Raw genomic sequence first — 13875 nt, forward strand, 5'->3', positions numbered from 1 at the left:
CCGGGGGGCGTCAAGGGCCGGCGGGCAGCCGGCGACCGGTCGGCAGTCGGGGAATCACGGGGCGTCGGATCGTTTCGCTGCCGGAGGAAGGGGTTCCGGAGGACGATGGAGGCGCTGTCCCAATGTGGCGTTGTGGTGTCACGGTGTTCTGGAGAGGGTCATGTCCGAGAACGTGCCGGTGAGGTGTCCGGCCTGTCGGCGCGAGCATGTCTATGCGGCGCCGTCGTACCCGTGCGTGTGCGGAGCGCCTGTGGCGCCCGTCCTCGACCGGGGCACGCTCCCGGAGCCCGTCACGCACCACACCTGGGACGAGGGCTGGGTGACGATCCGCTGCGAGGCCTGCGGGCGGACGGACCACTGGCCCCGTCCGGAGCTGGGGTGCCCCTGCGGGGTGGTGCTACGGGTACCGGTGACGGAGCCGGGGGCCGACGGCGACACGGGACCCTCGGGCGCCGACGAACCGCACTCCTCCGGCACTGGCACCGGCAAGAGCCCTCAGGGCGGCTCCCGTGCGGGCTCTCACGAAGGCTCGTACGAGGGTTCACGTGAGGGCCCGTACGAGGGCTCACGCGAGCACTCCGGCCGCCCGCCCCGGAAGCCCCGGGCCGAGCGGACCGGCCGGGCCGGCCGTCTCCCCGCAGCCGCCATCCCCCTCCCCCGTACCGCCCCGTCCCCCCGCCCCGCGTTCCAGCCGGTGGTCATCCGCACGGCCCGGGACGCCGTGACCGCCGCCGCGCTGTATCTGCGCTGGCTCGGGTACCGGGACATCCGGCGGGCCGACCAGCGGCCGCCCTCCGGGATAGGTCTGGCGGCCCGCGGGATCCTGGCCCAGGTCGACCCGACCGTGCGACCGGCCTCCCTGCGGGACGTGGAGTGCCTGTGGCTGACGGCGATGACGGAGTCGGCGGGCTGCGTCTACTTCTCGCTGGCCGGCTACGAGGAGGACGCCCGCGTCTGCGCCGACTCCCTCGGCATCCCCCTGTTCGTACTGGACCTCACCGGCACCCCACAGCCGGTGAACAGCCTCGCCGACGACCTGATAGCCACGGGTAACTGAGTACCCCGACTCCCCGACACGACCGCATACTTGACGTCATGCGCATCAGAGCGGCCACTCCCGCCGACCTCCCGCTGCTCCAGGACATCGAGCGGGCCGCGGGCGCACCCTTCCGCACCCTGGGCATGACGGAGATCGCCGACGACGAGCCGCCCGCGCTCGAACTGCTGGAGCGCTTCCGGAAGGCGGGCCACGCCTGGGTCGCCGAAGGTGACGAGACCGAGGGTGATGGGGCCGAGGGTGAAGAGGCCGAGGGTGGCGGGGATGCCGGCCGCCCCGTCGCGTACCTGGTCGGCGAACCCGTGGACGGCGCCTTCCACATCGAGCAGGTCTCCGTCCACCCGGACGCCGCGCACCGGGGCGTGGGCCGGACCCTGATCGCGTACGCCGCCGACCACGCACGCGACCAGGGCCTGACCGGTCTCACGCTGACCACCTTCACGGAGGTCCCCTGGAACGCGCCCTACTACGAGCGCATCGGCTTCCGCGCCCTGACCGAACCCGAACTCACCCCGGGCCTGCGCAAGATCCGCGCAACGGAAGCCGAGCACGGCCTCGACCGCTGGCCCCGGGTGTGCATGTACAGGGCCATGGCCTGAGCGCCCCGCAAGGGGCGCGGGGAACTGCGCGCCCGGCCCCCACCGGCCCGCAGCCGTCAAACACCCCCAGCAGCCCCCTCCCGCAACTCGACCTTCCGCACCTTCCCGGACACCGTCATCGGGAAGTCCTCCATGACCCGCAACCGACTGGGCACCTTGTAGTGCGCCAGCCTCCCCTCACAGAAGTCCCGCACCTCCCCCAACGTCGGCGGATCCCCCGCATCGCGCGGAATGACACAGGCCAGCACCTCCTCGCCGTACCGTTCGTGCGGCACACCCACCACCTGTACGTCCGCGATCTTCGGGTGCGCGTACAGGAACTCCTCGATCTCCCGCGGGTAGATGTTCTCGCCGCCCCGGATGATCATGTCCTTGATCCGGCCGACGATCTGTACGTACCCGTCGTCGAGCATCACGGCCAGGTCCCCGGTGTGCATCCACCGCCCGGCGTCGACGGCCTCGGCGGTCTTCTCGGGCTCGTCCCAGTAGCCGAGCATCACGCTGTAGCCGCGGGTGCACAGTTCGCCCGCCGAGCCGCGCGGCAGGGTCGTGCCGGTCGCCGGGTCGACGACCTTGACCTCGATGTGCGGCAGGACGCGTCCGACCGTGCCGGTGCGGTGCTCCAGGTCGTCGTCGCGGCGGGTCTGGAGGGACACGGGCGAGGTCTCGGTCATGCCGTAGCAGATGGAGACCTCCGCCATGTGCATCTCGGAGACCACCCGTTTCATCACCTCGACCGGGCAGGGCGAGCCCGCCATGATGCCGGTCCGCAGGGAGGACAGGTCGTACGTCGCGAAGTCCGGGAGGTTCAACTCCGCGATGAACATGGTCGGTACGCCGTAGAGGGACGTACAGCGCTCATCCTGGACCGCGCGCAGGGTCGCCGTCGGGTCGAAGGACGGGGCCGGGATCACGATGCACGCGCCGTGCGAGGTCGCGGCGAGGTTGCCCATGACCATGCCGAAGCAGTGGTAGAAGGGCACGGGGACGCAGATCCGGTCCTGCTCGGTGTAGGCGATCAACTCCCCCACGAAATAGCCGTTGTTGAGGATGTTGTGGTGGGAGAGGGTCGCGCCCTTGGGGAATCCCGTCGTGCCCGACGTGTACTGGATGTTGATCGGGTCGTCGCAGGACAGCTCGCTCCGGCGCGCACGGAGCTCCTCGTCCAGGTCGGGAGTGCCCCGGGCGATCAGCGCGTCCCAGCTCGGGTCGCCGAGGTAGACGGTCTCCCTCAACTGCGGGCATTTTCCCCGCACTTGCCCGACCATGGCCCGGTAGTCGCTCGTCTTGTGGCTGAGCGAGGCGAACAGGACCGAGATGCCCGCCTGCTTGAGGACGTACTCGACCTCGTGGGTGCGGTAGGCCGGGTTGATGTTCACCATGACCGCGCCGATGCGGGCGGTGGCGTACTGGACGAGCACCCACTCCGGGCAGTTCACCGCCCAGATGCCCACCCGGTCACCCTTGGCGACCCCGCCGGCGAGCAGCGCGCGGGCCAACCGGTCGACGTCCGCGGCGAATTCGGCGTACGTCCAGCGCCGCCCGGACGGTACGTCGACGAGTGCCTCGCGGTCCGGCCAGGCCGCGACGGCCCGGTCCAGGTTGGCTCCGATGGTGTCGCCGACCAGTGAAGTCCCGCTCGTCCCGTGCGTGTACGACAGTTCGCCCATCCCACTCACCGCATCCACCTCACTCACCTCGCTCACCGGAAGTCCTCCTCGCGGTACTCGGCGTCCGACCCGGCGGCCGTCGCCTCGCGCAGCTCGATCCGGCGGATCTTTCCGGACACCGTCTTGGGCAGGTCGGCGAACTCCAGGCGGCGGATGCGCTTGTACGGGGCGAGGGCCGTACGCGAGTGCTCGAAGAGGACCTTCGCGGTGTCGGGCCCCGGCTCCCAGCCCTCCGCCAGCACGACGTACGCCTTCGGGACCGCGAGCCGCAGTTCGTCCGGGGCGGGCACGACGGCCGCCTCGGCGACGGCCTCGTGTTCCAGGAGCGCGCTCTCCAGCTCGAAGGGGCTGATCTTGTAGTCGCTGGCCTTGAAGACGTCGTCGCTGCGGCCCACGTACGTGATGTAGCCCTCGGCGTCGCGTGAACCGATGTCGCCGGTGCGGTAGTAGCCGTCGGCCATCGCCTCGGCCGTACGGTCGGGGTCGCCGTGGTAGCCGGTCATCAGGCCGACGGGCCGTGCGGACAGGTCGAGCGCGATCTCGCCCTCCGTGGCGCCGGGCGCGCCCGTGACCGGGTCGAGCAGTTCGACCTTGAAGCCGGGGCTCGGCCGCCCCATGGAGCCCGTCTTCAGCGGCTGACCCGGGCTGTTGGACACCTGCACGGCCGTCTCGGTCTGCCCGAAGCCGTCGCGGATCGTGACGCCCCAGGCGCGCCGCACCTGCTCGATGACCTCGGGATTCAGCGGTTCACCCGCGGCGACGGCCTCGCGCGGGGGCGTACGCAGCTGGGTCAGGTCGGCCTGGATGAGCATGCGCCAGACGGTGGGCGGGGCGCAGAACGTGGTCACTCCCGCTCGGTCCATCTCGGCCATCAGACGGGCCGCGTCGAAGCGCGTGTAGTTGTGGAGGAAGACGGTCGCCTCGGCGTTCCAGGGCGCGAAGAGGTTCGACCAGGCGTGCTTGGCCCAGCCGGGTGAGGAGATGTTCAGGTGCACGTCACCCGGCTTGAGGCCGATCCAGTACATGGTCGACAGGTGGCCGATCGGGTACGACGTGTGGGTGTGCTCGACGAGCTTGGGGCGGGCGGTGGTGCCCGAGGTGAAGTAGAGCATCAGCGGGTCGTCCGCCCTGGTCGGGCCGTCGGGCCTGAACACGTCCGAGGCTCGGTCGTACACGTCCTCGTACGACTGCCAGCCCGGGTGCTCGCCGCCGACCACGACGCGTGTGTAGTCGCCCGGCACCTCGTCGAACTTGCCGGTGTCCCCGGCGCGCACGATCACGTGCCGGACCCGGCCCCTCTCGACGCGGTCGCGCAGGTCGGCGGGGCCGAGCAGCGGGGTGGCCGGGATGACCACGGCGCGCAGTTTCATCGCGGCGAGCGCCGTCACCCACAGCTCGGCCTGGTTGCCGAGCATGACGAGGATGCGGTCCCCGGCGCGCACGCCCAGCTCGCGCAGCCAGCCCGCGACCTCGTCCGAGCGCACGGACAGCTCGCCGAAGGACAGCTCGGTCTCGTGGCCGTCCTCCTCGACGATGTGCAGCGCGGTCCTGGCGTTGCCGTGGGCGATGGGGTCGAACCAGTCGAGCGCCCAGTTGAAGTGCTCGGGGCGGGGCCAGACGAAGCCCTCGTAGGCCGTGGCGTAGTCCTCGCGGTGCTCCAGCAGGAAGTCCCGCGCGCTGCGGAAGCGCTCCGTCGGCGTCGTCGGCGGCGTAGTCATCTGTCCTCCTCGGACCCGGACCATTGCCGGGCGGCTCACTCACATCGTGTAATCCGTGATGCGGGTCTCACCACCCCCGAACGGGGGGTGCGCTGTGGTGAAGGGACGAGCACGTGGCAACTGGCGCGACCGAAGCGGTGGAGCTGCGCGGCGCGCTGATGCGGCTGCGGCGGACGACGGGGCTGCCCGTGGCCTTCGGCGGCCTGGTCGAGCCGGGCCGCCATCAGGTGCGGATCAGCGAGCTCAACGGTACGGCGACGGCGGCGCTCAGCGCGCTCGCGGTGTCGTCGGGCAACGGCCTCGGCGGCAAGGCGGTCGCCCTGGCCCGGCCGTGCGCCGTCCTGGACTACTCCTCCTCCCGGCAGATCAGCCACGAGTACGACGCCGCGGTCGCCGCGGAGGGGCTGCGGGCCATCCTCGCGGTGCCGGTCGTCGTACGCCGCCGGGTCCGCGGCGTCCTGTACGGCGCCCTGCGCACGGCCCAGCCCCTCGGCGACCGGACACTGGCCGCGGCCGTGGAGGCGGCGCGGGACGTGGAGCAGTCACTGGTCGTACGGGACGAGGCGCAGGGCCTGCTGGCGGCGGCGCGCGAGCCGGAGGTGACGCCGGACGGCACCGAGGGCGCGGCGTGGGAGCGGGTCCGGGAGGCGCACGGGGCGCTTCGCGCGCTGGCCCCGCGCGTCGTGGACCCGGCGCTGCGGGCGGAGCTCCTGGCGGTCTGCGCCACTCTCACCGCCTCGCCCGGCCCGGCGCCGACGGCCCGGAGGGTCCGGCTCACCCCTCGTGAGCTGGACGTTCTTGCCTGCGTGTCGATCGGTACGACCAACGCGGCCGCCGCGGACCGGCTCGGGCTGCGTCCGGAGACCGTGAAGGCCTATCTGCGCTCGGCGATGCGCAAGCTGGGCGCGCACACGCGGCTGGAGGCCGTGGTCGCGGCGCGGCGGGCGGGGCTGCTGCCCTGAGATTCCGCCCTTGCCTGCCGCCTTGAAGGTCCATACCTCGCCCGGACCACGGCTCTGAAGGTCCATACCTCCCCCCGCGCTCTATACATGCACGGGCACGCTGAAATCCCGTATACCTGATCTCTGTTATTTCCCTCACGGCGCAACCCTCCGAAATTCAACGGCTCTTTGCTTAATATTGAGCCGAACACGACATGAGGGGAGCGGTGCGCGTGCGACGGGATTTCGAGGAGCCTGTCAGACCCCGTTCCGAGCAGGTCGTCGGGCGGGACGAGGTGCTCAGACGAGCCCGTGAGCAGCTCTCCCGAGGGGGCAGCCTTCTCTTGCACGGTCCGCCCGGAATAGGAAAGTCGACCGTCCTGCGGGCAATGGCTGCGGAATACGCCGAATCGACCCGGACTGTGTTGCGTTGTTCCGCGACCGAGTCCGAATCCCATCTCCCGTTCCTCGCCCTGGTCGATCTGCTCGGCCTGGTCGCCGACGAGGTCGCCGACGCGCTGCCCGCCCCGCAGCAGGCCGCGCTCGAAGCGGCGCTCACCGGCCGCGCCGAATCGTCCCTGCACCAGGACGGCCTCGCGCTGCGGCTCGCGGTGCTTTCGGTGCTGCGCGCGCTGGCGGCCAAGGGCCCCGTCCTCCTCGTCGCCGACGACCTGCAGTGGCTGGACGCGCCCAGCGCCGAGCTGCTCGGTTTCGCGGCCCGCCGCCTCGGTGGGATGCCGGTGCGGATGCTCGGCGCGGTGCGTACCGGCACCGAACCGAAGGAACAAGAACACGACCCGTATCTACGCGCGTATCCGCCGGAGGCGCTGGCCCTGCGGCTGACCCCGCTGTCCCGGCCGCAGGTGTCCGAGCTGCTGGTCGCCCGCGGTTACACCGGTCTGGGCCGCTCGACGCTGCGGGACATCCACCACACCAGCGGCGGCAACCCGCTGTTCGCCCTGGAGCTCGCCCGCGCCCTGGCCGAGAGCCCGACGCCGCCGCGCCCCGGCGAGCCGCTGCCGGTGCCGACCTCGCTGCGTGCCCTCGTCCTCAGCCGCCTGGAACTGCTGTCCACCGAGGCCCGGCAGACCCTGCTGGTCGCGAGCGCGGGAGCCCGCCCCACGCAGACCCTGCTGGGGTCCGCCGGCCGTACGAACGCGGAGGCGGAGATCGCGCTCGCGGCCTCGCTCGGCCTGGTGGCGGCCCAGGGTCCCGACGGCCAGGGCCCGGACGGGCAGGAGGGCGCGGTCCGTTTCGCGCACCCGCTCGTCTCGGCCGCGCTGTACGCACAGGCGACGCCCCAGGAGCGGCGGGCCGCCCACGCGGCGCTGTCCACGGTGGCCTCCGACCCGATCGAGCGGGCCCGCCATCTCGCGCTGGCCACCACCGGCACCGACGAGCAGGTCGCCGCGCGGCTCTCCGAGGCGGCGGCGCTCGCCCGGGACCGTGGCGCCCCCTCGGTCGCGGCCCAGCTCGGGCTGCTCGCCGCCCGGCACACCCCGCCGGACGGCGGGCCCGGCGCGGACGAACGGCGCTTGAAGTCCGCCGAGGACGCGCTGACCTCGGGCGAGATCGACCTCGCCCGGGAGGTGGCCCGAGACGTGCTGGACCGGGCGACCGATCCGGCGGTCCGGGTACGGGCCTGGATGGTGGTGATCGACTCGGCGGGGCAGGCGATGGCCGACGTCGAGGCCGTGTTCCCGCAGGCCCTCGCGGACGCGGGCGAGGATCCGCGGCTGCTCGCCCTGGTCCGCTACCAACTGGCGTGGCGGGCGCTGCTCGTGGAGGGCGAGATGGCCAAGGGCCGCGAGGAGGCCGCACACGCGGCCCGGCTCGCCGCCATCGCCGGTGACCGGAGCACCGAGCTGATGGCCCTGTCCTTCCAGGCCCAGATGGAGACCCTGATGGGTCACCCGGCGGCCCCGGCGACCCTGGAGAAGGCCCTCGCGGAACCGCAGGACCTGCGGGTGGCGTGCGACCACAACGGCGCGGGGGCCACCCGGTTCCGCTGGCAGATCATGAGCGACCAGCTCACCGACGCCCGTACGACGATCACCCGGCTCCTCGGCGAGGTGCGGCGGCGCGGCATGGTGGAGAGCGAGGTGCACTTCCTGCGCGGACTCGCCGAGACCGAACTGCGCTCCGGACACTGCGCCCGCGCCCTCGACCTCGCCCACGAGAGCCTGCGGCTCGCCCGGGACACCGGCATCGGCGAGGCCGCGGGCAACATGTTCACCTCGCTCGCCGAGGCCGCGGGCGGGGACGTGCACCGGGCGCTCGTGCTGGCCGGCGACGCGGTGCGCCGTGCCGAGGACGACGGCGACCTGATCTACCTCTCGCGTGCACTGGGCGCGCTCGGGCATGCCCAGCTCGTGGCCGGTGACGCCGCCGGGACGGTCCAATCGCTGCGCAGGGCACGGGAGTTGGAGCAGGGGCTCGGCATCTTCGACCCCGCGCGGGGCCGCTGGCACGGCGACCTCGCCGAAGCGCTCGTCCTGGTCGGCGAACCGGCGGAGGCGCAGGACGTCATCACCGCCACACGCGAGCACGCGGTACGGCTCCGGCGGGCGAGCGTCCTCGCCGTACTGGACCGGGCCGAGGCCCTGGTGAAAGCCGCGGCCGGTCAGTACGAGGCGGCCGCACAGCAGTTGACCTCGGCACAGGACCGACTGGCGCAGCTCGGCTACGGGCTGGAGGAGGCCCGGGCCGCCCTCGCGCTGGCCCGGCTGCGGGCGGAGCAGTCGGGGCGCGGCTCGTACGACGAGGCTGCACGGCTGTTCCGACGCTGCAAGGCGGTGCCCTGGCTTCGGCAGTTGGAGGCGGCCTCCGTGACCGCCCCCGCTCCCGCCGGCCCTGCCGCGATGGCTCCCGAGTCCCTCCTGCCGCACCTCGACCGACTGGCCTCCACGGAACGCCAGGTCGCGGGGCTCGTCCTGGAGGGCGCCACGAATCGCGAGATCGCCGCCCGCCTGTTCATCAGCGTGAAAACGGTCGAGGCGACGCTCACACGGGTGTACCGAAAACTGGGGATCCGGTCCCGGGTCGACATCGTGAGGCTGGCCGCGGGGCAGCGGCGGGGGGACTGAACTCGCTGTACATGTGCGGGGGTTGAGGCCGGTGGGCTGAGCCGGGTACGGGTGGCCGTCGGGATGTGGGCGGTCGCTGGGAAGCTGTGCCCGGCGGGTGCGGGCGGCCGCTGGGAAGTGGTGCCCGCCCGGCTCCGGACGCCTGCCGTCAGGTACTCGCCCGGGCGGGCAGACCGTCGGCGGGAGGCCGAAGCCGGCAGATGCCCGCCGGTGGACGAAAGCCGGGAGACGCTCGCCGGACGTGCGGGCGGCGGACGGGGCGCGGGCGCCCTCCCGTCGCGCCGCGTCGGCGCACCCGTGCCCCGCCAACTGCCCTCGGCCCTCGGCCCTCGGCCCGGAGGGACAGGCCAGGTCGTGACCGAGGGTTTTCCCTCGTCAACTCCCGCAGGGAGTTCCCTCATTGGGGAGAGAGCAGGTCCGCTTCTAGCGTGGGACCCGCCCCGCAGGCTGTCGCTCCACCCCCACAGTGCACCCCCCACCGGCACTCCTGAGGAGAACCATGTTCGGGCTCACTCTTGCCAAGAAGGCCGCCGCCGTCACCGCCGCGGTCGCCGCCGCCGCGACGACCTGTCTGCTCGGTGCGACCACCGCGAGCGCCGCTCCCCAGCCCATCGTCGGCGGCTCGACCACCACGGCGGCCGCGTACCCGTACGTCATGCAGATCACCGACTCCTCGCAGAACCAGTTCTGCGGCGGCACCCTGGTGTCGGCGACCAAGGTCGTCACCGCCGCCCACTGCATGGTCGACGAGACCACGAGCAGCGTCAGAGTCGTCGGCGGACGCACCTACCGCAACGGCACCAACGGCACGGTCAGCCGGGTCAGCAAGATATGGATCCACCCGAGCTACGTGGACGCCGAGCAGGGTGACGACGTCGCCGTCCTGACCCTGTCGACCTCGATGCCGTACACGCCCATCAGCTACGTCTCCTCCTCCGAGACCAGTGTGTACGCGGCCGGCGCCACCGCCCGCATCCTCGGCTGGGGCACCACCAGCTCGGGCGGCTCCTCCTCCAACCAACTGCGCACCGCCACGGTCCCGACCGTCTCGAACGCCACCTGCTCCTCGGCGTACGGCTCGTCCTACATCTCCTCCGACATGGTCTGCGCCGGCTACACCTCCGGCGGCGTGGACACCTGCCAGGGCGACAGCGGCGGCCCGCTCGTCATCGGCGGCAAGCTCGCCGGCATCACCTCGTGGGGCTACGGCTGCGCGGACGCCTCCTACCCCGGCGTCTACAGCCGCCTGACCACCTTCTCCAGCCTGGTGACGACGCAGGTCAACTCCTAGCACTCACGTAGTGCCGTCCCGATGACTTCCTGAGCGCGACTCAGGTTGAGCCAGGGGGCGTTGCGGGCCTCCACGAGCGGCCCGCAACGCCCCCTTTCCATGTGCCCGGACCGGTCCGGGGTGCGTTGTCGGTGGCGCCTGTTTCAATGGGTTCCGGTGCGGGTGACGGCGTGGTGACAGGTGAGGTGGGGGTGACGGGCATGGTGTCGACGGATCGGTTCCTGGCCTTCGCGGCGATGTCGCTGCTGGTGGTCATGATCCCGGGGCCGAGCGTGCTGTTCGTGATCGGCAGGGCGCTCGCCCACGGCCGGCGCACGGCGGTGGCGACGGCGCTCGGGAATGTCCTCGGCTCGTATCTGCTGGTCGTGGCGGTCGCCGTGGGCATCGGCTCGATGGTGGAGCGGTCGGTCACCGTCTACATGGCGGTGAAGCTGGCGGGGGCCGCCTATCTGGTCTTCCTCGGCGTCCAGGCGTTCCGGCACCGCAAGGAGATGCGGGCGTCGGACATCACGGAGCGCGCCGACGCACCCGCCCGCGGCGATCTGCGGACGGTCCTGGACGGCGCCCTCGTCGGTGTCACCAACCCGAAGGGCATCGTCTTCTTCGCCGCTGTGCTCCCGCAGTTCGTCGACCATTCGGCCGGTCAAGTGCCCTTGCAGATGCTGGTGTTGGGCCTGATCCCGATAACCATCGGCCTGGTCACGGACACCTTGTGGGGCCTGACCGCGGCCACGGCCCGCAACTGGTTCGCCCGCTCGGACCGCCGGCTGTCGATGATCGGCGGCGCGGGCGGCCTCACGATGGTCGGCCTCGGGGTGACGGTCGCGACCACGGGCCGCGCGGACTGACCCCCGAGCGCTCCCTCCCACCCCGGCCGCGCTCTCTCCCGCACCGGTCGCACCCCGTCCGTATCCGCACCGGTCGCGTTACAGCCCGTCTCCGCACCGGTCGCGTCCCGTCTCCGCGGTCAGCCCCGTACGACGGTCCCGAACCGGATGTCGTACGAGGACGCCGTGCTCAGCACCGACAGCATCCGCGTCGCTTCCTCGGCCACCTCGTCCCGCTGCCGCCGGCTGAGTGTGCCGAAGGGCTCGATGGTGATCACGGCCTCGTCGGGGGACTCCTCCAGCCGCCACACGCCCTCCAGGAACCCGTCGACGAGGAGCGTGCAGTAGGCCTGGTTGCCCTGCCAGGAGCGGCCCTTGTAGTCGGCGGACACCACCCGGGAGCGGTCGGCGTGCGAGAGGAGCAGATTGTCGAACTCGGGCAGCAGCCGAGGCGGGGCCGGTGTGTCCGCGTCCGGGCGGGGGGCGTCCGGCAGGTCGAAGAGCTCGACGCCGTGCTCGTCGCGGAAGGTGACCAGTTGCGGCCGCAGCCGTTCGAAGACCTCGCGCAGCCGGGTCAGACCGGCCCAGGTCTGCATGTCCTTGACGGATGCGGGGCCGAAGGCGGCGAGATAGCGCAGGACGGTGGCGTCGGGGGCGGGCGCGGGCTCCGCGGGCCGGCCGAGCCAGTGCTCGGCGGTGGTGAGCGCGACCTGTCCGCTGCGGCCCCACATGCCGCGCGGGGTGACCTGGACGAGGGGCAGCCGGCAGCGGGCCGCGATGGCGAGGGCCAGCGGGTCGGCGTCCGGCCATTCGACGAGCAGTGCCTCGCGCAACTGCTTCAGGGTGCGCGGCTCGGCCTCGACGAGTTCCCGGCTGATCGCGGTGAGCCGGTCGAGATCCACGCCGACCAGCCCGTGGCGGAAGCCGTACAGCTCCCGCTCCCGTGCGGCCTGCACGAGCGGCCGCAGCGTGAGGCAGTCGTCGGCTGTGTGGGTGTGGATGGTGGAGCGCATGGTCACGATGCGCACGACCTCGCGCGCCTCCATGGCGGCCGAGAGCTCCTCGGGCGCGAATCCCTCCAGACGGGCGGCGAGGGCGTAGTACGGGGGCTTCACGTTCTGCGCCTGGAGGCCGACGAGGTGTTCGACGGCATCCGTCGCGGACAGGGTGGCCCGGCGCAGGAGCAGCTGCCGGTCGAGCGTCGCGCGGTTCAGCTCACGGACGCTGAGCACGGGGGCGGTCGAGGTCGTCTTCGTCATGCTCCGCACGCTATCGGGACTTGCGGACAAGTTCTGTCCGCAACCCTTGCCGATCCCCTACCCCGCGCCCCCGCTCACGCCATTTGACCCGTATATCCTGCTCGGTGATCGCCGAGACGGACGTTCGACACGTTCGAAGGACGCGACCCGTCGAGACACCAACAGGGAGGCCGCCGCGATGTCGGACCGCCGAGCCCGCCGCCCCGTGCCGCCTTCGGGGGGCGGCCGAAAGCCGGTGTGGCGGCGCGCCGTGCCCGAGGCGACGCCACCGCCGGCGGATCCGCCGGCGCCACGTCCGGCCCCCGCCGAGCCGGCTCCCGCGGAGTCCGGCAGCGTCGTACAGGCGGCGCTCTACCGCGACGGGACGCGGGTCGCGAACCCCGCCACCCTCGCGGACACGTTCCGTGAGCTGCGCGAGCAGCCGGACGGCATGGCGTGGATCGGCCTGGCCCGTCCGACGGAGGAGGAAATCCTTTCCCTGGCGGCCGAGTTCGACCTCCACCCGCTCGCGGTCGAGGACGCGATGGAGGCCCATCAGCGGCCGAAGCTGGAGCGCTACGGCGAGACGCTCTTCGTCGTGCTGCGCGCCGCCCGGTACCTCGACGCGTCGGAGGAGGTCGACTTCGGTGAGCTGCACGTCTTCATCGGCCCCGACTTCCTGATCACGGTCCGGCACGGCGCCGCCCCCGACCTCTCCGCCGTGCGCCGCCGCATGGAGGAGACACCGGAGCTGCTGAAACTCGGCCCGGAGGCGGTTCTGTACGCGATCCTCGACGCCGTCGTGGACGGTTACGCCCCGGTCGTCTCCGGTGTCCAGAACGACATCGACGAGATCGAGACCGAGGTCTTCGGCGGCGACCCCTGGGTGTCCCGGCGCATCTACGAACTCTCCCGCGAGATGGTGGAGTTCCAGCGCGCCACCCGCCCCCTGGTCGGCATGCTGCACGGCCTGATGGCCGGCTTCGCCAAGTACGGCACCGACGAGGAGCTCCAGCGCTACCTCCGCGACGTCGCCGACCACGTCACCCACACCAGCGAACGCGTGGACGGCTTCCGCCAGGCCCTCACGGACATCCTCACCGTGAACGCGACCCTGGTCACCCAGCAGCAGAACGCGGAGATGCGAGCCCTGGCCGAGGCGGGCTTCGAACAGAACGAGGAGATCAAGAAGATCTCGTCCTGGGCCGCCATCCTCTTCGCCCCCACGCTCGTCGGGACGATCTACGGCATGAACTTCGACGACATGCCGGAACTGGGCTGGACCTTCGGATACCCCTTCGCGATCGGCCTGATGGCCGTGGTGTGCGTGAGCCTGTACTTCATCTTCAAGCGCCGGGACTGGCTCTAGGGACCGGCCGGACTCGCCGCACAGTGACGCGGTGTGCCCTCGTACGTGCCGCCGTGGCCCGTAGTACGAACCCCGTCCA

Annotated in this window: 10 protein-coding genes; 7 read left to right on the plus strand and 3 right to left on the minus strand. The window is 72.0% G+C overall.

Annotated features, from left to right (window positions below; translation table 11 throughout):
• Positions 1-160: 160 nt before the first annotated feature.
• Positions 161-1057, plus strand: coding sequence for a hypothetical protein (locus tag OG718_RS15030; protein ID WP_328844358.1), 897 nt, complete (start codon positions 161-163; stop codon positions 1055-1057).
• 38 nt (positions 1058-1095) lie between these two features.
• Positions 1096-1656, plus strand: coding sequence for a GNAT family N-acetyltransferase (locus tag OG718_RS15035; RefSeq protein ID WP_143641947.1), 561 nt, complete (start codon positions 1096-1098; stop codon positions 1654-1656).
• Positions 1657-1712: 56 nt separating this feature from the next.
• Here OG718_RS15035 and OG718_RS15040 read toward each other — a convergent pair whose 3' ends face one another.
• Positions 1713-3326 carry an AMP-binding protein gene (locus OG718_RS15040; protein WP_143642045.1) on the minus strand — a complete coding sequence of 538 codons (1614 nt, stop codon included), beginning with the start codon at positions 3324-3326 and terminating at the stop codon, positions 1713-1715.
• A gap of 32 nt (positions 3327-3358) precedes the next feature.
• Positions 3359-5044, minus strand: a complete 1686-nt coding sequence (locus OG718_RS15045) for an AMP-binding protein (protein ID WP_328844359.1) — start codon at positions 5042-5044, stop codon at positions 3359-3361.
• A 158-nt stretch (positions 5045-5202) separates the two neighbouring features.
• Here OG718_RS15045 and OG718_RS15050 point away from each other — a divergent pair, with 158 nt between their 5' ends.
• The 4 genes from OG718_RS15050 to OG718_RS15065 all read left to right on the plus strand — a co-directional run bounded on the left by OG718_RS15050 (position 5203) and on the right by OG718_RS15065 (position 11210).
• On the plus strand, positions 5203-6006 hold the full coding sequence (locus OG718_RS15050; protein ID WP_443055338.1) for a response regulator transcription factor: 804 nt from the start codon (positions 5203-5205) through the stop codon (positions 6004-6006).
• Positions 6007-6200: 194 nt separating this feature from the next.
• Complete coding sequence (locus tag OG718_RS15055; RefSeq protein WP_328844361.1) at positions 6201-9071, plus strand: helix-turn-helix transcriptional regulator; 2871 nt, start codon at positions 6201-6203, stop codon at positions 9069-9071.
• A gap of 499 nt (positions 9072-9570) precedes the next feature.
• The gene (locus OG718_RS15060; RefSeq protein ID WP_143641940.1) at positions 9571-10362 is read left to right on the plus strand and encodes a S1 family peptidase; all 792 of its coding nucleotides are present in this window, start codon (positions 9571-9573) and stop codon (positions 10360-10362) included.
• A 200-nt stretch (positions 10363-10562) separates the two neighbouring features.
• Positions 10563-11210, plus strand: a complete 648-nt coding sequence (locus tag OG718_RS15065; protein WP_143641939.1) for a LysE family translocator — start codon at positions 10563-10565, stop codon at positions 11208-11210.
• Between the two features lie 119 nt (positions 11211-11329).
• Here the strand turns inward: OG718_RS15065 and OG718_RS15070 are convergent, their stop codons facing one another.
• Positions 11330-12448, minus strand: a complete 1119-nt coding sequence (locus tag OG718_RS15070) for a winged helix DNA-binding domain-containing protein (RefSeq protein WP_143641937.1) — start codon at positions 12446-12448, stop codon at positions 11330-11332.
• Between the two features lie 178 nt (positions 12449-12626).
• On the opposite strand from OG718_RS15070, the gene OG718_RS15075 reads away from it, so the two are divergent.
• Positions 12627-13796: a magnesium and cobalt transport protein CorA gene (locus OG718_RS15075; protein WP_186001393.1), complete on the plus strand. Its 1170-nt coding sequence runs from the start codon at positions 12627-12629 to the stop codon at positions 13794-13796.
• The last annotated feature ends 79 nt before the right edge of the window (positions 13797-13875 follow it).

Source organism: Streptomyces sp. NBC_00258 (genome assembly GCF_036182465.1).
Taxonomy (GTDB): domain Bacteria; phylum Actinomycetota; class Actinomycetes; order Streptomycetales; family Streptomycetaceae; genus Streptomyces.